This is a genomic window from Acinetobacter psychrotolerans, from assembly GCF_048552595.1.
In the GTDB taxonomy this organism is placed as follows: domain Bacteria; phylum Pseudomonadota; class Gammaproteobacteria; order Pseudomonadales; family Moraxellaceae; genus Acinetobacter.
Genome location: NZ_JBIMDK010000010.1, coordinates 47,085 through 67,880 on the forward strand (window position 1 = coordinate 47,085; position 20,796 = coordinate 67,880).

Annotated in this window: 14 protein-coding genes; 8 read left to right on the forward strand and 6 right to left on the reverse strand. The window is 34.7% G+C overall.

From position 1 onward, the window contains the following. Nucleotides 1-44: 44 nt before the first annotated feature. Nucleotides 45-2,276, forward strand: a complete 2,232-nt coding sequence (locus ACG94X_RS10400; RefSeq protein ID WP_419383659.1) for an NADP-dependent isocitrate dehydrogenase — start codon at nt 45-47, stop codon at nt 2,274-2,276. A 298-nt stretch (nt 2,277-2,574) separates the two neighbouring features. Here the strand turns inward: ACG94X_RS10400 and ACG94X_RS10405 are convergent, their stop codons facing one another. Then, nucleotides 2,575-3,363: an rRNA large subunit pseudouridine synthase E gene (locus tag ACG94X_RS10405; RefSeq protein WP_419383660.1), complete on the reverse strand. Its 789-nt coding sequence runs from the start codon at nt 3,361-3,363 to the stop codon at nt 2,575-2,577. 502 nt (nt 3,364-3,865) lie between these two features. Here ACG94X_RS10405 and ACG94X_RS10410 point away from each other — a divergent pair. After that, entirely contained in the window at nt 3,866-4,066 is a 201-nt protein-coding gene (locus ACG94X_RS10410) for a hypothetical protein (protein WP_419383661.1), read from the forward strand. A gap of 221 nt (nt 4,067-4,287) precedes the next feature. Here the strand turns inward: ACG94X_RS10410 and ampC are convergent, their stop codons facing one another. After that, nucleotides 4,288-5,457 (reverse strand): class C beta-lactamase, encoded by a 1,170-nt coding sequence (gene ampC, locus ACG94X_RS10415; RefSeq protein WP_419383662.1) that lies wholly within the window; start codon nt 5,455-5,457, stop codon nt 4,288-4,290. A gap of 1,062 nt (nt 5,458-6,519) precedes the next feature. Here ampC and icd point away from each other — a divergent pair. Then, nucleotides 6,520-7,776, forward strand: a complete 1,257-nt coding sequence (gene icd / locus ACG94X_RS10420; protein ID WP_419383663.1) for an NADP-dependent isocitrate dehydrogenase — start codon at nt 6,520-6,522, stop codon at nt 7,774-7,776. A gap of 432 nt (nt 7,777-8,208) precedes the next feature. After that, nucleotides 8,209-8,571 (forward strand): DUF4124 domain-containing protein, encoded by a 363-nt coding sequence (locus ACG94X_RS10425; RefSeq protein ID WP_419383664.1) that lies wholly within the window; start codon nt 8,209-8,211, stop codon nt 8,569-8,571. Between the two features lie 187 nt (nt 8,572-8,758). On the opposite strand, the gene ACG94X_RS10430 is transcribed toward ACG94X_RS10425, so the two are convergent. Continuing rightward, nucleotides 8,759-9,901, reverse strand: coding sequence for a YbfB/YjiJ family MFS transporter (locus ACG94X_RS10430; protein WP_419383712.1), 1,143 nt, complete (start codon nt 9,899-9,901; stop codon nt 8,759-8,761). 510 nt (nt 9,902-10,411) lie between these two features. On the opposite strand from ACG94X_RS10430, the gene ACG94X_RS10435 reads away from it, so the two are divergent. The 3 genes from ACG94X_RS10435 to ACG94X_RS10445 all read left to right on the forward strand — a co-directional run bounded on the left by ACG94X_RS10435 (nt 10,412) and on the right by ACG94X_RS10445 (nt 15,828). Beyond that, nucleotides 10,412-11,803: an L-cystine transporter gene (locus ACG94X_RS10435; RefSeq protein WP_419383665.1), complete on the forward strand. Its 1,392-nt coding sequence runs from the start codon at nt 10,412-10,414 to the stop codon at nt 11,801-11,803. Nucleotides 11,804-12,071: 268 nt separating this feature from the next. Further along, complete coding sequence (locus ACG94X_RS10440; RefSeq protein ID WP_419383666.1) at nt 12,072-12,914, forward strand: PhzF family protein; 843 nt, start codon at nt 12,072-12,074, stop codon at nt 12,912-12,914. 148 nt (nt 12,915-13,062) lie between these two features. Then, complete coding sequence (locus ACG94X_RS10445) at nt 13,063-15,828, forward strand: M16 family metallopeptidase (RefSeq protein ID WP_419383667.1); 2,766 nt, start codon at nt 13,063-13,065, stop codon at nt 15,826-15,828. 135 nt (nt 15,829-15,963) lie between these two features. On the opposite strand, the gene ACG94X_RS10450 is transcribed toward ACG94X_RS10445, so the two are convergent. Continuing rightward, entirely contained in the window at nt 15,964-16,743 is a 780-nt protein-coding gene (locus ACG94X_RS10450; protein WP_419383668.1) for a ferredoxin--NADP reductase, read from the reverse strand. 105 nt (nt 16,744-16,848) lie between these two features. On the opposite strand from ACG94X_RS10450, the gene tsaA reads away from it, so the two are divergent. Beyond that, nucleotides 16,849-17,559 carry a tRNA (N6-threonylcarbamoyladenosine(37)-N6)-methyltransferase TrmO gene (tsaA, locus tag ACG94X_RS10455; protein ID WP_419383669.1) on the forward strand — a complete coding sequence of 237 codons (711 nt, stop codon included), beginning with the start codon at nt 16,849-16,851 and terminating at the stop codon, nt 17,557-17,559. 18 nt (nt 17,560-17,577) lie between these two features. Here tsaA and ACG94X_RS10460 read toward each other — a convergent pair whose 3' ends face one another. Next, a complete protein-coding gene (locus ACG94X_RS10460; RefSeq protein WP_419383670.1) occupies nt 17,578-19,038 on the reverse strand; it encodes a CYTH and CHAD domain-containing protein in 1,461 nt (486 codons plus the stop codon). Nucleotides 19,039-19,328: 290 nt separating this feature from the next. After that, on the reverse strand, nt 19,329-20,789 hold the full coding sequence (locus tag ACG94X_RS10465) for a CYTH domain-containing protein (protein ID WP_419383671.1): 1,461 nt from the start codon (nt 20,787-20,789) through the stop codon (nt 19,329-19,331). Nucleotides 20,790-20,796 lie beyond the last annotated feature (7 nt).

The window sequence follows — 20,796 nt, forward strand, 5'->3', positions numbered from 1 at the left end:
AGCTCATCCCCCTAAAAAACTTAATTCAATGCAAGGGGCTATATATGGCTGGTGGAAAGTCAACAATCATTTACACACTGACCGATGAGGCGCCATTATTGGCGACTTACTCGCTACTGCCGATCATTGAGACCTTTACTAAGCCAGCTGGCGTTGAGATCATCAAAACTGATATTTCTGTAGCAGTACGTGTACTTGCAGAATTCTCGGAATACCTAAGCGATGAGCAAAAGGTACCTGATAACCTTGCGATGCTAGGTCGTCTTACGCAAGATCCTGATACTAATATCATTAAACTTCCAAATATTAGTGCGTCTGTAGCACAGTTAATGGTATGTATCAAAGAGCTTCAGTCGAAAGGTTATGCGATCCCAGATTATCCAGAAAATCCGACAACAGATGAAGAAAAGGCAATCAAAGTACGTTATGGCAAGTGCTTAGGTTCAGCAGTAAATCCAGTGTTACGTGAAGGTAACTCTGACCGTCGCGCACCTGCAGCCGTGAAAAATTATGCGAAAAAGCATCCTCACTCTATGAGTGAGTGGAAGCAATGGTCGCAAACTCACGTTTCTCATATGGAAGAAGGTGACTTTTACCACGGTGAAAAGTCAATCACACTTGATCATGCACGCAATGTAAAAATGGAACTTATCACGAAAAGTGGTGAGAGCATTGTGCTTAAGCAAAAAGTTGCATTGCAAGATGGTGAAATCATCGACTCAATGTTCATGAGCAAGAAAGCATTGTGTGATTTCTATGAAAAAGAACTTGATGATTGCCGTGAAGCGGGCATTTTGTTCTCTTTACACGTAAAAGCAACCATGATGAAAGTTTCACATCCGATCGTATTCGGTCACTGTGTGAAAATTTATTATAAAGAAGCTTTCGAAAAACATGCGAAATTATTCGATGAATTAGGTATTAACGTAAATAATGGTATGGCTGGGTTGTACGAGAAAATCGCAACGCTTCCTACATCATTACGTGAAGAAATCATTGAAGATTTACATGCTTGCCAAGAACACCGTCCTGCTTTAGCGATGGTTGACTCTGCAAAAGGCATCACAAATTTCCATTCACCGAACGATGTAATTGTAGATGCTTCTATGCCTGCAATGATTCGTGGTGGCGGTAAAATGTGGGGCGCAGACGGCAAACAGTACGACTGTAAAGCAGTAATGCCTGAATCGACTTTTGCACGTATTTACCAAGAAATGATCAATTTCTGTAAATGGAATGGTAATTTTGACCCACGTACAATGGGTACTGTGCCAAACGTTGGTTTGATGGCGCAAAAAGCTGAAGAATACGGATCACACGACAAGACTTTTGAAATTTCTGAAGCGGGTATTGCCAACATCACTGACCTTGAAACAGGTGAAGTGTTGATGTCGCAAAACGTTGAAGAAGGCGATATCTGGCGTATGTGTCAGGTGAAAGATGCACCGATTCGTGACTGGGTTAAACTTGCAGTGACTCGTGCTCGTAACTCTGGCATGCCTGCAATTTTCTGGCTTGACCCGTACCGTCCACATGAAAATGAATTGATCAAGAAAGTTGAAAAATACTTGAAAGATCATGATACAACAGGTCTTGAAATTCATATCATGTCACAAGTACGTGCGATGCGTTATACGCTTGAACGTGTTGCTCGTGGTTTGGATACGATTTCGGTAACAGGTAACATCTTACGTGACTACTTGACTGATTTGTTCCCAATTATGGAATTGGGTACTTCTGCGAAAATGTTGTCTATCGTTCCGTTAATGGCGGGCGGAGGTATGTACGAAACTGGTGCAGGCGGTTCAGCACCAAAACACGTACAACAGCTTGTTGAAGAAAATCATTTGCGTTGGGATTCATTAGGTGAGTTCTTGGCTCTAGCAGTTTCTCTTGAAGAAATGGGTATTAAAGAAAATAATACTCGTGCAAAACTTCTTGCGAAAACGTTGGATCAAGCAACAGGTAAATTACTCGACAATGACAAATCACCTTCACGTCGTACAGGTGAGCTGGATAACCGTGGTAGTCATTTCTATCTTGCGAAGTATTGGGCTGATGCGCTTACTACACAAGATGAAGATGCTGAGTTGAAAGCAACATTTGCTCCACTTGCAAAAGCGTTGGCTGACAATGAAGAGAAAATTTTAGCTGAGCTTGCTGAAGTACAAGGTAAGCCAGTTGATATTGGTGGTTACTATGCAGTGGATACAGCTAAGGTTGAAGCGGTAATGCGTCCTAGCGCTACTTTAAATGCAGCACTTGAAACGATCTAAATATCATTAAATACAAAGCTGATTAAGTCAGCAATGTAGTGAAAAGCCGATGTTAATACATCGGCTTTTTTGTGTTTGATTTTTATGAATATTTTTTAATTGATGGGTTTTATTGTTTAATTGGGAAATTAGGAGTTCTGTGTCTATATATAGAATCGCTCTTACGTTTATCTATAATGATCACGAGTGTATATTAAGTAGAAATACCAAGTGATAGCAGTTTGATTTTTATTTGGATATTCAATAATTAACTTACAAAAAAAGCCCACTTTCGTGAGCTTTATTCAACAATTAAATTTTAACGACCGTTGCGTCCGCGACCACGCGGTGCTTTAGCATTTGGACGAGTTGTACCATTGGTTTTACGCTTAGGTTTGTCACTGTCAGCCATTTGCCAAATACGTGCAGTACCAGACTTTTTAGCAGTACCATCTTTGTTCTTACGAACCATAGGTTTACCACCAGTACCACCCGGTTTTTTCACATAAGAACGTGAACGATAAGGTTCTTCCGCAGGAATACTTTGGAAATCTGGATATAAAATCGGCTCGATTTCTTTAGTTTCACCTGGTTTAAGATTCAGTTGAACTATATCAATCGCACCAATTTGAGTGCGGATTAAACGTAAAGTTGGAAAACCTACAGCCGAAGTCATACGACGTACTTGACGATTACGACCTTCACAGATTGAAATTTCTAACCATGAAGTTGGAATGTTGGCACGGAAACGAACAGGAGGATCACGATCCCACAACCATTCAGGCTGCTCAACTTTTTCAGCTTTGGCTGGTAAAGTGATACCATCTTTCAGTTCAATACCTTTACGAAGTTGTTCAAGCGCTTCTTCTGTAATATCACCATCCAATTGAACCAAATAAGTTTTAAATTTCTTATTTTCAGGGTTGGTAATATACTGATTTAGACCGCCGTGGTCTGTCAAAAATACTAAGCCTTCAGAATCCATGTCCAGACGACCAGCAATACGCAAATCAGGATCATTTACAAAATCCGAAATGGTCATGTGTGCTTCGTCTTTACGGAACTGGGAGAGAACGTCATAAGGCTTGTTTAGAATTACAATCTTCATTTTAAACTACTAATAAATATAAATAAATTTTTGTGGCTTTGGGGGTTTACCTGTATCGGAATGAGTGCGATAGAAAATAGGTAAAAAAAGCCAACAGGATGTCAGCTACTATATCAGATTAATGCTTATATTCTTCAATTTTGTTTTTACCTGAGATGAATGTCAAACTATATTTTTTATAGAAAGGCATAATAATTGCTCAATATCACCTGATTTTACCACGCTATAAATGTCTTTATAAAATATAGGATGCAAAACCTTTGTCACTCGAATTCGACGAACAATTTCCATTTCAGTACTTCATCCAAAATTTCTCATTCTCCGTTTTAGCGAAATATAAGGTATCGTTTTTATATATTGTTTTATTAAAGTTTGACTACACAACTTTATATACCCACTTCCTAAAAAGAATAGGTATTTTTGATTAAAGAACTTTTGCTTAATTTCTAAAAATAAGAGATAACTATTAAAGTGAAATAATTTAATATCAAGGGGAACAAAAATGCTTTTAAAATTTGCAACTCGATTCGCAGGTATTCTGTTTGGAATATTAGCTTTAATGGCTATTATTATTCATTTTGTTTTTTCTAATACATTATCCATTGATTTATGGATCGTCTTTTTCCCACTTATTTTAGCAGTTCCAATTTTAACCGCAGTTCTTATCACTGGTGATGACGAGCTAGAAGTTCAATCTCACTAATAGAACAATGCATTATTTCTAAATGAAAGCGTATCGAAAGGTGGGCTTTTTATTGTCTAAATTTTAAAGGTGTTTGTGACATGCATGAGCAAATTAAGAGGACAAGGGCTATGGTTGTTGTAAAAGTGCTTTAAATTACAGGGAAATAGAAAATAAACTATCTTAAAAAGCCCTCAGTTGAGGGCCTTTTTATAATGTGCATTATAGTGATTGTAAAAATCCTAACTATTTTTTATTGCTTTAAAGACTTCATATGCAGCTTTTATTCGTTCTTCATTTGGGATTCTTTTATTCATCAACATCACTAATCCAAAGCCTTCTTCAGGGATAAAGAAAACATATGTTCCGAAACCATTCGTAGAGCCAGTTTTATGGAAAGCTTTTGACTTGGGTTGCGTAGTATCCTTTACAACTGGGTTAGATTGCATAACAGTTCTTTCAGAATTACTTTCTTGTAAAATTTTTAAAGTCGTAGGATAAGAAAACAACTCCCACCCAAGTGCTTGCGACATATTCCCAAGCTTAAAATATCCTTTATGCGTTTCTAAAATCGCTTTTTTAATATCAGGACTATTTTTCTCTATATTTACATTTGCATCTAAAAACCTAAGCATGTCTGGAAGCGTAGATTTGACGCCATATGCTTGAGCATCTAAAGGTCCAGGGTTAACCCGAATTGGATTATTTTTTTGATCATAACCAAAAGCATAGTGTCCTTTTTGTTCTCTCGGAACATTGACATAAGTATGTTTTAAATTGAGTTTTGGAAAAACCACTTGTTCTAATAATGATGTGAAAGGAACTTTCATCGATCTTGCAGCTAACTCCCCAAATAATCCGATACTCGGATTAGAATATTGACGATATTTACCAGGAGGATTTTTGATATGCCAATTCTGGAAATACTCTAAAACTTGCTTGTCTGTTTTGACTTCATCTGGAAATTGTAAAGGTAAATTACCACTTGTATACGTCGCTAATTCCAGCAAATTAACTTTATCTATTTCTGAATTTTTTAATGCTGACCAATGTTTACTTGGATGATCTTCAAAAGAGAGTTTACCTTGAGTTTTAGCATAAGCACCTGCAGTTGTAGTAAAAGTTTTGCTAACAGAACCTAACTCGAAAAGAGTTTGGTTATCTACAGCTTTGTTATCAATGTTAGATTGAATGCCATAATATTGTTCGTGGCTTTCCCCTTTATAAATTACTCCTATCGCCATTCCGAATACATCATACTTTTCCATAAGTGGCTTAAATGACTGATTGACAACATTTTCAATATTTTTCTTATTCTCATTTGTTATTTCATATGCATTTGAATGGACGCTGAATCCTATTGCTAAAGTAATGATACTTGTTTTTAATGCTTTTGGGACTTTAGACAACATTCCTGTAATTTTCCTAAAAAATATAAGTAGTAATCTTCTCATTTAACCAGTAGTTATTCTGTAATAAATACTTTATTTTTATTTATATGGTGAATAATTAAGTTTCCATTTTTAAATTTAATTGGTAAAATTTTTTAATTACAATAATTTTTGATAACAATGAATGCTCTTAAAGAATTAGAAAAACTCAATAACCTAAGTTTTAAACTATTAATTTTATTACCATTGATATGTATTTTGGGAAATTTTGGATTGTATTTAACTGGATTTGAATTTAGCCAAATTTATATATTCAATATCATTTTAGTGGTATTACAAGTAATTCTATTTATACAAGATAGGAAATTTTTGAAAGCTAAATTAGCTTATTGTCCAGCATGGGAATGGTTTGTCTTATTTCCAGTATATGTATTTAAAAGACAAAAAAATAACTTTTTAAGTATGAATTATTTTTACATCAGTATTGTTATTTATATAGTAAACATAATATTAACAGCCTATATCAAGAATATTTCCTGATTTGATTTAACACAACTTTTTTACGCAAAGTACAGAAAAGCAGGGGTTATAGATCCTCGTTTTATATAAATACGCCTGTAGTAAAGACTCTATGGATTACACAGATATTTCGTAGAGTCCAGATGATTCTTCCCACCACATCAAAAACTCTTTTGAACTGGTTTATAAATCAGCCGTTTTGTTTAAAACTAACGGATTTATAGAATCGCACGCTTATTTATTGGGTTGATATCTATTTAATTATAAATGACTTTTATAAGTTGGCTGCCTACAGCCTCCCAAGTAGAAGTCTCCTGAAATTTCAGCATACATCACCCATGTATTTAGCATGGTTATAAGTTATTTTTGTCCTACCATCTTTGATTCAAATCAATTGAAAAATAGTGTGTCTTATTTATATGAAAAATGTGGTTATTCTCTATATAAATCTCAAAAACATTAAAATTCGATTAATCTAATATGCGTGAAGAACAGTAGAAAGTATCGTTTATTGGCAAATATTTTTGGATTAATCAAACTATAAAAAAAGGGAGCGCTTGCAAAATGGGTTATCAAAAGATTGTAGTACCTGCGGATGGTAGCAAAATTACTGTAAATGCAGACTTATCACTGAATGTTCCAAATCATCCTATTATTCCTTTTATAGAAGGAGATGGTATTGGTATTGATATTACGCCTGCAATGAAAGCGGTTGTAGATGCTTCAATTTTAAAGGCATACAGTGGTAAACGTTCGATTGAATGGATGGAAGTCTATTGTGGCGAAAAGGCCGATAAAATTTATGGCACATATATGCCAGAAGAGACATTTGAAGCATTGCGTGAATACGTGGTTTCTATTAAAGGTCCATTAACGACGCCTGTTGGTGGTGGTATTCGCTCTTTAAATGTTGCATTACGTCAAGAATTAGACCTTTATGTCTGTGTGCGTCCAGTGCGTTGGTTTGAAGGTGTACCTTCACCTGTGCAACATCCAGAATTAACGGATATGGTAATTTTCCGCGAAAACTCGGAAGACATTTACGCAGGGATCGAGTGGAAAGCAGATTCTCCAGAAGCAAAAAAAGTCATTAAATTTTTAAAAGAAGAAATGGGTGTGACTAAAATCCGTTTCGAAGAAAACTGTGGTATTGGTATTAAGCCTGTATCGAAAGAAGGTACACAGCGTCTAGTACGCAAAGCAATTCAATTCGCGATTGATAATGATAAACCTTCTGTGACTTTAGTTCACAAAGGCAACATCATGAAATATACCGAAGGTGCGTTTAAAGAGTGGGGTTATGAACTTGCGATTGAACGTTTCGGTGGTGAACTCATTGATGGTGGTCCGTGGGTAAAAATTAAAAATCCGAAAACGGGCAAAGACATTATTATCAAAGATGTGATTGCAGATGCGTTCTTACAGCAGATTCTCATGCGTCCTGCTGAATACTCTGTCATTGCAACGCTTAACCTAAATGGTGACTATATTTCTGATGCGCTTGCAGCAGGAGTCGGTGGTATAGGTATTGCACCAGGTGCAAATGTCGGTGGTGCAATTGCTGTTTATGAAGCAACACATGGTACAGCACCCAAGTATGCAGGGCAGGACAAAGTCAATCCCGGTTCAATCATCCTTTCTGCGGAAATGATGCTGAGAGACATGGGATGGACAGAAGCCGCAGACTTAATTATTAAGGGAATATCGGGTGCAATTGAAGCGAAGACCGTAACTTATGACTTCGAACGCTTAATGTCAGGTGCAACACTGTTACGTTGTTCTCAATTCGGGCAAGCGATTATTCAGCATATGGATGATTAACTTCTATTACATAGAGAGAAACCTGCATATATTGTAGGTTTCTCTAAACTAAGTTATCACCGCTATGTATAGATATGATGTTTAATGAATCATAAAAAAGTGATATTAAACATTATTTCAGGTTATATCTCTATGTGTATCCAATAATTAAAATAATTTGATTAGCATTTCACCCAAATTTTTGATTCATGCAATGAAAGAGCAAATATCATTTGAAATAATTGAATTTTATTTAAAATTATCTTCGAATAATGGTTTATAAATTAACCATTTGCTATGAGGAATATGACAAATTCCTGACGAATCTAACAAAAAAAGTCAGATTTATCTTCAAATTGTTAGATAAAAATCAAAAAACAATCATGTTTTCTAAGTAAATAGTAATTTCAAGCACTTATTGTTATTTTATAACGACTGGTTTGGGGTTTTAAAATGAAAAAATTATTCATATTATTTTTTGCTTTGGGAGTTTCCCAACATGTATTGGCAAAAGATGTTCATAAATGCGAAAACAATGGTTCTGTAACATATCAAACTCGACCTTGTGCAGGTGCAATTCGACCAAGTCAGCAGTTAGAGATGCAAAAGAAATTGGCACAAAAAACAGCAAATCAAAATGCAAAAATGCAGCAAATTGTGCAAGCTTCGCAGTCTGAACAGTTATATTCGCAACAGCAGCATTTGCAACGTAAGCCTGAAAATAGAACATCGAATGAGATAGCAGATACAGTTGAAGGTAAAAAGAAAAGTTTAGCCATTGCTCAAGATGCTTATAAGATGACAAAAAATCGTTAATCTGTGATGAGAATAATAAAGGAGGAAGTATTAAAGACTTCCTCCTTTATATATTAAATAGAGTTGAATAAACTGATTTTTTAATCAAGAAGTATGTATTCATCGGTATTTATCAAAGTAGCGATGGGTAATAAAAATTTATTAATGCTGATCGTACATCATTATTTTGATTGCTCGTCTGGGATCGTTATTGTGAATGGTGCTTTTGAATTGGACGTTTTTGTTGTGCATAAGAATATATAAAAAATTGAATCGTGCCTAAACATAAAACAGTCGAAGCAAGCATGAATTGATGGTGATAGGAAATACCAAAATGTTGTAAAGCGCTAAAACATAAACCACCTATTAATTGGGTAATCGCAAAACTCAGTGTTGCCATGCTCCATAATTTTTTGTAGGCAGCACCATAGAGACTTAAAATTGTATATGACGTTAAAAAAACGACAGCAGGATTGAGTAAGCCTGTGAAAAATGAAGAAATAAAAGTAAAAATAGGATGCGATGCAAAAATGGCGATTAAGATTGCAACAACATAGAACGCATAGAGTATTTTTAAAGTCGTAAAATTCCCAAACTTTCGAGCTAATAAATAGGCAGTAATTGCTCCCAGAGCACTGCCAGAGCCGTAGAGAATCCAATTTAAATTAATATCATAAAGGCTTAAATGTAAGGTGTTTTTTAAATAATCAATCCAAAATAACGAATGTGGTACATAAGAAAAAGCGCTACATGCATAGACAATTAATAAACTAAAATACATACCATTAATTGCAGTAATTTTATCACTTTGTGGCGCATGAGCAGTTAATTGGCTTTTAAAAATATGCAATAAAATACCAATAACCATACTGATTACAGTCGCAAAGGCAAATAAAATCAGCCATGCGGATTGTGTTGAAATACGATCTAGATAGGGCAAAAATAATGTCGCAACAAGAACGCCAATTCCGATCCCACTAAAACCAATAAAATTAATAGTTAAGCGTTGTTCAGGTTTACAACATTGTGCAACGATACTTGGTGCAAGAATCATTAGCAAACCACCACTGATTCCAGAAATTACCCGCCAAAAGATATACCAAATTTCAGATAATCCTGAAAAGGCACAACTCAATAAACTTATCGAACCTGAAAAAGCAGCCAATAAAATATAACGGGGCATTGTCGAATTTTGAGGGAGTTTCATCGCCCAAAATGCACCAATCAAATAGCCGAGTAAGTTAGCACTGCTTAAAATACTGGCAAAATTCATATCCCAATGATAAGCGAGGCGAGTTGAAGGCAATAAAGCGGTATAGGAAAAACGCAGAATACCAATACCTAGACACATGCTTAGACAGAGGAAAATACTGAGTTGAACTTTATTTGAGAATTGCCTATTCACGTTACTTATCATCCATTTTAATCAATTCACCTTAAAGTGAATTTTAGAAAATGACAATAAATAACCAATATTTAGTTGGAGAATATCAATAAATCACTGCTTATTTTCCAATAGTTTAAATAAAAGGAAGAGAAAGCTGAGTGATAGTAACTGTATTTATTTGCATACAACACGATTTCAGTTTTCCAATTAGGCTGGGCATAAATTGTACTGAGGGTTGGTTTTATTCTGTGTAATTGATTTTAATTGGATTAATATTTACTGGCTTCGTATAAAAAAGTAACAGTCTTTATTTTCAAAAGCTTATCTAATTTAAGTATAAATAGCATAAGGTTTTGTTTCTATGGGTATTTACTTATATTTGGCAAAATTCACATAAATCGCTAAAAATGCTAAAGACTATTGGATAATCTGCAATAAGCTTATAATAAGCGGATCAAGACTTCTGGAACTCAAATGAATTATCCACTTATTTTGAATATTATTATATTCATTGCCTTAATCATATTACTCATGCAAACGAGAAAAACTGACTGGAGTTTAGCGAAAAAAGTTTTTGCAGGTTTATGTTTAGGAGTGGTTTTCGGTTTAGGTTTACAGTTGCTTTATGGTACAAATCCTGAAATTTTAACTGAATCTATTCAGTGGTTTAATATTGTTGGGAATGGCTATGTCAAACTTCTACAAATGGTGGTTATGCCATTGGTCTTGGTATCTATTCTTGGAGCAGTAATTAAATTACATGATGCTTCATCATTGGGTAAAATTAGTTTTTTGAGCATTGCAACATTACTCATTACGACGTTTATCGCTGCTTTAGTTGGTGTTTTTGTCACCAATTTATTCGGTTTAAGTGCTAAGGGTTTAGTACAAGGGATGCAAGAAACTGCACGTCTTGAAGCGATCCAAAGTGATTATTTGGGTAAAGTGACGGATTTAAGTGTTCCTGATTTAGTATTGTCTTTTCTTCCAACCAATCCTTTTGCCGAATTAACTGGCGCACATCCAACATCCATTATCAGTGTTGTTATTTTTGCAACTTTACTGGGAATGGCAGGCATTAATTTAATTAAAGATGATGCAAAAAAAGGGCAGCGTATCGTCACTGCAATTGAAACGTTACAAGCTTGGGTGATGAAACTGGTTCGTTTGGTCATGGCATTTACACCTTATGGCGTATTTGCATTGATCACAAAAGTTGTTGCCAGTTCTAAAGCCGCAGATATGATTAATTTAGGTGGTTTCCTTGTCGCATCGTATTTAGGCTTAGCTATTATGTTTGCTGTACATGCCATTGTTTTATTATTGACCGGGGTTAACCCAATCCGATTCTTTAAGAAAGTTTTACCTGTTTTAACTTTTGCATTTACCAGCCGCTCTAGTGCCGCAAGTATTCCTTTAAATATCGAAGCACAAACGCGTCGTTTGGGTGTTCCAGAATCTATTGCTAGTTTTTCTGCTTCATTTGGTACGACCATTGGTCAAAATGGTTGCGCTGGATTATATCCTGCGATGCTCGCCGTGATGGTTGCGCCAACGGTTGGGATCAATCCACTTGATCCAGTTTGGATTTTAACCCTACTTTGTGTGGTGACATTAAGTTCGATTGGTGTTGCGGGTGTTGGTGGTGGTGCAACTTTTGCTGCGCTGATTGTCCTACCAATTATGGGTTTACCAGTAACTTTGGTGGCATTACTCATCTCAATTGAACCATTAATTGATATGGGACGTACTGCTTTAAATGTTGATGGCTCGATGACCGCAGGTATGGTAACCAGTCAATTAATGGGGCAAACAGATCAGGCCATTTTATTGGCAGATGATGATACTGATTTAAAACATAGCTAATTGATTTTATAATCAGTTCAATCAAAAAGGCAGCCAAACAGATTCGGTTGCCTTTTTTATTTTATGGTTATTTAAAATGAAGTGATTCATTTATGAAGGATATTTATGGTTATTTTCTAGTTTGAAAATTAACTTTAAAAATTACGATATGATTAATTAAGGAACAGCATCGTTTAATGATTGTTCTGTGCTTATTTTTAAACAGTAATTGTATCTGTATTCATTTTTTAGCATGGCTTAGAATCAATTAAAATGAGGAGTTTTAATAATGAAAATGTACCAAGTCGATGCTTTTACGCAGCAACTATTTAAAGGAAATCCTGCTGCTGTATTAGTTTTAGACGATTGGCTTGATGTTAGTTTGATGCAAAGCATTGCTTTAGAAAATAATTTGGCAGAAACAGCATTTGTAAAACGTATCGATGCAGAAAATTATCAGATTCGTTGGTTCACCCCAAAAGTTGAAGTAGATTTTTGTGGGCATGCTACTTTAGCTTCTGCATTTGTACTTTTTAAAGATTATACCCAAGCCAAAACAATCCATTTTCATGTGAAAGATTTAGGCATTTTTATTATTAATCAAGCTGAAGATGGCAAGATTCAGATGGATTTTCCAATTCGTAAGCCTCAAAAACTAGAGCATTACCCTGAATTACTGAATCAAGCGATTGATAAACCGTTTAAAGAAGTGTATGTCAATGCACAGGCTTTTATCTTGGTTTGTGAGACTGAGCAAGATGTTGTAGATGCAACACCAAATTTAACGATAATCAAAAAAATTGCACAAGAACATCAACGCAGCACAACAATTACAGCAGAAGTGCATGATTTAGATGTCACAATAACCGCACAATCAGCGCAAGTGTCAGATCAATACGATTATGTTGCACGTTACTTTGCACCACATAAAGGTATCGATGAAGACCCTGTGACAGGCTCTATGCATACCGGTTTAGCGCCATTTTGGGCAGAAAAACTAAATAAGGATCAACTTATTGCTTATCAAGCTTCGGCACGTGGTGGTCTCTTATTTTGTGAGATTCAAGCACAGGATCGCATAGTCATTTCAGGTTATGCTCAATTATTTATGCAAGCTGAGATCTTTATTTAGTTCATTTGCCATTAAAAAGATAAAAAAATTACAAAAGTCGTTGAAATAAACGGCTATTTTTTCAAAACTATACTACTTATTCCTTTCAGGACTTTTTAAGATGATTCACTTATAAGTTTTAAAATTTAAAAAATTCTGGATTCGCTCTATGCTCATGCGGTTAAAAAAACTCACTCTATCTCTCTGTATTATTGGTTTTAGTGCATCAACTTTTGCACAAACGACATTGATTAAATCTGAACATAATATTGAAGAATATAAGTTAGATAATGGTTTACGAGTGCTGCTCGCACCCAATGATAAAGAAAATAAAGTATTTATGAATACGGTCTATCTCACGGGTTCTTTGAATGATCCACAAGGTAAAGGCGGGTTAGCGCACTTATTGGAACATTTGGCTTTTAAAGGAACGCAAGATGTAAAAGGTGAAGAATTTCAACGACGTTTAGATCAATATACGTTAATGACCAATGCCAGTACCGATTATTATTCGACTAAATACACCAATATTGTGCGACCTGATCAAAAAACTTTAAATGAAGTGATTTATTTAGAATCACAACGTATGGATAAATTGGTACTGCAAGAAAAATATGTGCCATCCGAGATTAATATTGTCATGCGTGAGCGTGAAGTGCGCATGGATCAACCTTTTGCCGTGTTGATGGATCAAATGTGGAAAGCGGCGTATGGTAATAAATCGTTAGGGCGTTTACCGATTGGGGATTTACCAGAATTACAATCGATTAAAATGAATGAGCTGAATCAATTCTATAAAGATTGGTATGCACCAAACAATGCGGTGATGGTTATTTCAGGAAAATTTGATAAAGCTGAAGTGATTAAACAAATCGATAAAAATTTCAGTTCTATTCCTGCTCGTAAAATACCAAATCAAGCTCAAGTTCCTATTATCGACTCATCGACCATTCAAAATCGAAATTTTTTGGTGAAAAAGGGCAGTGACCTAGCAAAATTTCATATTTATATGAATGGAAAAAATGAAAAGATTCAATCTGTATTAAGTCTTGCACCCTATCTATTCACTTTACAACCGAGTGGTCATTTGTATTCTGATATGGTCGAAACGGGAATTGCGACCAATGTACAATCTACAACATGGTTAGACGATGATTTCAATTTGGTCTTTATGGGCGCAATTTATGCACCATCGAATGATCCACAAAAAATTGAAAATACACTTATATCGAGTGTAGAACAGAACAAAAATTTTGATGATGTTGAGTTAAAACGTGTTAAAAACTTAGTCAATAATGCCAATGATAATTTATTAACGAGCGCCACAGCCGTCGGTGGTATGTTGAGTTCGTATGTGGTGTCCTCACATGGTGATTGGGCACAGTATTTTAAAGATCAACAAGCGATTCAAAATTTAACAGTCAATGAAACCAATGCAACTTTAAAAGCATTTTTAACAGCCCAACATCGCTTTAAAGGTGATATTCAACCCACTCCAGAAGATCAGAAAAAAGCCTTAGAGCAAAAACAAGCGACTGAAAAGCCGAAGACTTTAGATCAGCAAGTGGAAAAAGCTGAGCCACTAAAAGATGTTAGTGTTTATAAAGCTGAAGTTGCACAATATTTGGAAAAATCTAAACAATATTTAGATGCGACTGAGAAGAAAATTCAGCGTGGTCAATTAAAAAATGGTATGCAATATGCGCTATTCCCAACGTCTACGCGTGATGATAAAACTTATGCAACGATTGCAGTAAATTTTGGTACAGCAGAATCATTAATGAATAAGGCTGAAATTATTGATTTCACTGCATATTTATTACTTCGTGCATCTGAGCAATATAGTTTGCAAAATATTGCAGATAAGACTATTGAGGCGGGTGGTGCAGCGTCGGCAACTGCTTCAGATAATGGAATTACGATTCAAATTTCTGCAAAGAAAGAAAAGTTTGAAGACTTCTTTAAATACATTATTTCGGTAATGAAAAACCCTAAATTTGAACAGTCGCAGTTTGACTTAGTTAAATTACAAAGTTTATCTAGCTTAGATCGTCCTTATACCGAGCCTGAAACCGTATCTGCTTTAACCATTGCAAGATTACTTGAAACTTATCAACTAGGGGATTTGCGTTATCACTTTGAACCTGAACTTTCAAAACAGCAGATCAATGCAGCGACCAATGCGCAAGTTAAAGATTTATATGCAAAATATTTTGCAATGGAACATGCTCAAATCTCAGTCACTGGACAATATGAAGCTAAAAAAATTCAAAAATTATTGAATCAGACTTTTTCACAATGGACGGGTAAGCAGCCTTACCAACGCCTTTCAACCGAATATCACATGTATAAAGCACAAAAAGTTCATGCATTGTCTGAACAACGTGAGTTCGGTAGCTATCAAGCCTTGCAGACTTTACCTGTAGGCGTAGATAATAAAGATGCGGCAGCTTTGATTGTGTTTAGTTATATTTTAGGTGACTCACAATTGTCATCACGCTTAGGGCAAGAACTACGTGAAAAAAATGCTTTAGTCTATGGTTTTGGAAGCAATTTAGATTTAGATTCTTTCAATGAGGCAGGTGCATTAAGTATTGAAGCCAATTATACCGCTGGAAAATCCGCACAAGTATCACAAATCATCCATCAAGTTTTAAATGAACTTTTGACTAAAGGTGTGACTGAGCAAGAACTTGAAGCTGCAAAAGCCAATATTATGAAGCAACGTGTAACATCATTAGAAGATGAACGTGTTATTCATAGAATGTTGAATAGTCAGCTTGAACGCAATAAGAACATGGATAGTCGTGCTGTGCGTGATCAAGAGTACGCTAAACTGACCAAAGCAGATGTTGATGCTGTGATTAAAAAATATATTAAACCAGATCAATTGGTTGAAGTTATGGCTGACCAATATGGGCAAGTGCAAAAATAACTTTTGAGCACATTGAATCAGTTCACTTGAATTGACCGAATATCATTAAAAAGCCATACAATCGTATGGCTTTTTTTATTTGTAAATGAAATAAAAAACCGAGGTATTGACCTCGGTTTTGAAATTCAAAAGACCTTATTTTTCAACGAAAGCACGTTCAATCACGTAGTCGCCTAAAACACCCATTTTAGGTGATTCTTTAAGACCATGTTGGTCAAGTAGTGCTACAACATCATTTAGGAACGATGGGCTACCACAAAGCATTGCACGGTCAGTTTCAGGGTTGAAACGAGGTAAGCCAATTTTTTCAAAAAGTTGACCAGTTTCAATCGCAGTAGTCACACGACCTTGCGTATGAAATTCTTCACGTGTCACAGTTGGGTAGTAAATTAATTTATCTTTAATGCCTAATTCTTCAAAGAACTCATTGTTTGGAAGTTCATTTAAAATCAAATCTTGATAAGCTAACTCAGAAATAAAACGAGTACCATGAACTACAATCACTTTTTCATAGCGTTCATAGGTTTCAGGGTCACGAATTGTAGACAAGAATGGTGCAAGACCTGTGCCGGAAGAAAGAAGGTATAAATTCTTACCAGGATTTAGATCATCATGAACTAAAGTTCCTGTTGGTTTTCTAGACACTAAAATTTCATCACCAACTTTTACTTTTTGTAAAATAGAAGTTAAAGGGCCATCTGGCACTTTAATAGAGAAAAACTCTAATTCTTCTTCATAGTTAGCACTAGCAATAGAATAAGCGCGCATTAAAGGCTTACCATTGACTTCAAGTCCAATCATCACAAATTGACCATTCTTAAAACGTAACGCAGTATCACGAGTCGTTTTAAAACTGAATAAAGTGTCATTCCAGTGGTGTACGTGAGTAATCTTTTCGACGTTGAAAGCAGCCATTAAAGGTCTCAATAAATTTTCAGATTAGAACAGTTTACTATTCTAATCTAAAATCATTCTCGATAAACTGAATATATTCAATTGAACTTATCAGAAAAAGTGATTATGACTGAGTTGACACTGCCCATTATTGGTTATATGCGATCTCCATACAAAGAAAAGTTTGGTATTCCACGCCAACCCAATCTGGTTCAGGTTGAATCGTTTATAGAGATGATTGCGCCGTATAATGAATTATCAGCTTTTGAAGGAATTGAAGCATTCAGTCATTTATGGTTGCTTTGGCAATTTCATGACAATAAAAATCAACAAGATAAAGCTAAATTTCGTCCACAAGTTCGTCCACCACGATTAGGTGGTAATCAGAAAATAGGGGTTTTTGCGACACGTAGTATGTATCGTCCTGCTTCTATTGGATTATCAGTTGTACAGCTGAAAAATGTCAAAAAAGTGGGTCAATCGGTTCGAGTTTACGTGACAGGTAGTGACTTGCTTGATGGCACACCTATTGTCGATATAAAGCCCTATATCCAATATTCAGACTCAGTTATAGATGCACAAAGTGGTTATGCACAATGTGAACCTGAACGTAAAAAAATAATTTGGACTGAATCAGCAGAGTTTGTAAAAAACCAATTCTTGAAAATGCAAAAAATGAATGCCCAATTTATTAATGAATTAGAACAAGTTTTATCATTAGATCCTCGTCCTGCTTATCAGCATGATGATGAACGTATTTATGGCTTAAGTTTTGGTGAGTTTAATATTAAATTTACCTGTAATGAGGATTCAGTCTTCATTCAAATGATTGAATAGTTTATTTATTTTTAATACTCATTCCCAAAAAGGTTTGGCTTGAATGAATTGACTCAGATCACGTTGAGATTGTAATAGCCAGATTTGTTTTTGTGATGCAATCCAACCTAAAGCAAACCATATTTCAGGTTGAGCCATTACATATTGCTTGAGAGTTTGTTCTGCTACACATAAATCATTAAATTTACCTAAACTTTGTTGAGCTGGTTTAAGTGCTTTTATAAAAGCTCGGCTCTCCTGCTTATTGTACAAAGTTACAACGAATTCAATGCTATAGCGCAGCCGTTTTAAGCGTTTTCTTGTACGGTGTTGCGACTCACTGTCTAAATCTAAAAAATGTTCAGTATCTATTTGAATTTGCTGATGTAGTTGACTCAGTTGTTTTTTAGCCGCTTTCTGAGCAGACCTAGAATCATCATGTAATTGTTGATGAATGAATTGCAGTAAAGAAAGAATTAAATGATTAAAATTTAGTGATCTAAATATTGCAGAAGTCTTACTATTCTCATTATTTGAATGTGCTTCGATTTTAAAAGAAGGTGCGCCAACTTGCTCCAGTTGCGGAATAAGTTCTTCTTGAATGACATTTAAATCTTGAGAAGTACCTAATGTTCTAAATAATTGTCTGAGTTCAGTTTCCCAAGATAAATCAATATGTTTTGACCAATGCGAGAATGTTTTTAAGGCACTACGTAAACGTCTTATCGCAACACGTGCTTGGTGAATATGGTTGCTATTAAAATTTTCAGAAGCAATTGCTGTACTATTGGGAAGTAAATGTTGTAGGCAATTATTCACAATTTTTCTTAATGCAATTTCAGTTGAATTTTTTGGGTCGATAGTTACATCACTTTGAAATTGTACGGGATTATCTTGAATATTTTGTGCCAGTTTAAACCCTTGTTGCGCTTTATTGTGAATATCTAACCAAAGTCCATAGCGTTTAATGCGTGGTAAAATAAAAGAGACTAAATCTTGAATAGAGCCTTGTTTTAATTCAAATTCAATTTCGTGAATATTTAAATTTGAGTTATTTTTAGTTGTAAAAATACTGCCGCGATCGAGTGCAATTTCAATTTGGCTATTTTGAAAATTAAATAGGGCAGTTGATCGTTCAATTTCTGTTTCAAATTGAATGTTTAATTGATCTTTTACCTCTAACAATAATTGGCGAATATCTTTCGGAATCTGTTTATTTTTTTGATATTGATCTAAACGTATTAGATTATTGGTTGCAATTTTTTCTTCAATTTCAATACGATGAAAATGATACGGTGTTGCTATTTTAAGTGTTTGAATCCATATTTCATTTTCAAAGCGTTGTCTGAGGGAGACTAAATTCTGAGACAATTGAAAAGTATCATTATCAAAATATTTAGCTTTTAAGTTTTGATGTTGAACATTTTTACGCTGCAAATTTTTGAAAATTAATTCACGTTTTTCTTGAGGAATTTGAAATTTTAATTCGATTTCTAACATACTTAAAAATCCATTTATACTCATGCTCAGTTTTATTTTAAGCCGAATAAAAAGATAAAATGTGCTTTTTATGATGTAAATTGTTTCAAAACTAAGTTATTCAATTTTAATTATTTAATGTGAATATTCATATGAAATAAAAGATTGAATTGATAAGACAATGATTAGCTTACTCGAAAGTTAGAAATTTATTAAGCATCTTAAATGTAAAAATATCAGGATGGTTTGAAAAATCAATTCCATCCTGATATTTCTAATACGTCATTGTGAAAAAAATGACTAAAATTAAATTATTTCAGAAATTTACGGCTTACTAAAAATTGTTCAGTCGCTTCAAGTAGTTTTTCTGCATAAACTTCTTGTTTCGCCGTTAACCAACCCAATGCAAACCAGTCACTTGCTTCCAATTCCGTTTGTTGTAAGTACGATGAAGAAGCAGCAAGAATTTGATATTGTTCGGAAGCTTGTTGAGCATCCTGTAAGGCTTTACCATATTTTTGTAAATTTTTGACATCATAAATATTGGTCAAAATTGGAAAGCTAAATTTCAATTCATTCAGTCGTTGTGCCAATAATTCTAAACTTTCCAAATTTGTTAAATCCGCTTGGCTCAAGGCTTCTTGGAGTTGTTTATATTGACTTTGCAAAGTATTTTGAGCAAACCATTTTAAATCATGTACTTGTACTTTTTCAGATTGACCTAAACTGAACATCATCAATTCTAAATAATGCTGAACATTTTGAGTTGATTTCACCAGATTATTTAATTTTTCTTTTGCATATAAAATATCTTTGTCTAAATTTTGTGCTGTTTTAGGGTTTTGTAATAAAGCTCCTAAAGTATTTTGCATATGCTCAAAATGCTGCAAGTTTTTGAAATGGCTTTCGAAAGTCGCCAGTTGATGCGCCCATTTATCCGTTTTAATATCTGTCCATTCTTTGAATAGAGAAAGACTGAGATGTAAATTATGTAAAGCCGTTTGAGCTTGATGAATATGCTCTTGTTCTGCAACTTGTGCAGAAATAGCCGCAATATTGGGTAATAAGTGCTGTAAATGACTTGCAATGAGTGTTCTTAAACTTTTATCTGCATTATCTTTTTTATTGAGAATAATTTCTTTATTTGCCTGAGCAGTACTCACTTTTTTATTCAACGTGAGTAAATTACCAAATTCAGCTTTACTGCGTACATCTAACCAAAGTTGGTATTTTTTTACCCATTCAAAACTAAAAGCCAACAACGATTGGATTGAACCACTTTTGAGTTCAAATTCAATTTCATGAATTTCCTGCGTAGCAGTTTCAGTTCGTACCTCACCGATATCTAAACTAATTTCAATTTCTGCATCTTCAAAGGTAATTACACGGGTTGTGCGTTGAATATCCGTTTCAAATTGCAATTGAAGTTGATCGAAACGATCACCTAAAGCATTTTTTAAAATATCTAGTGCTTCTGGTTGATCTTGGTAAATGTCTAAATGAAGCGCAGGTGCTTCTGTTAATTCGCCCAAATCAAAATTATTTTCAAATCGTTGTACATGATTTTTTGTTGCGGCTTTTAATGTTTGAACCCAACGTGTACCTTCTAGACGTTGTCTGAGTGCCGCACTATTCTGTGATAGTTTTTTATCTTCAGTGTCGTAGTATTTCGCTTGCAATTGAAGGATCTCAGATTTCTTCGGATCTAAAGCTTTGAGTATGGCATTACGACGTGCTTCAGGAATCTGAAATTTTAATTCAACTTCAATCATGATGAAA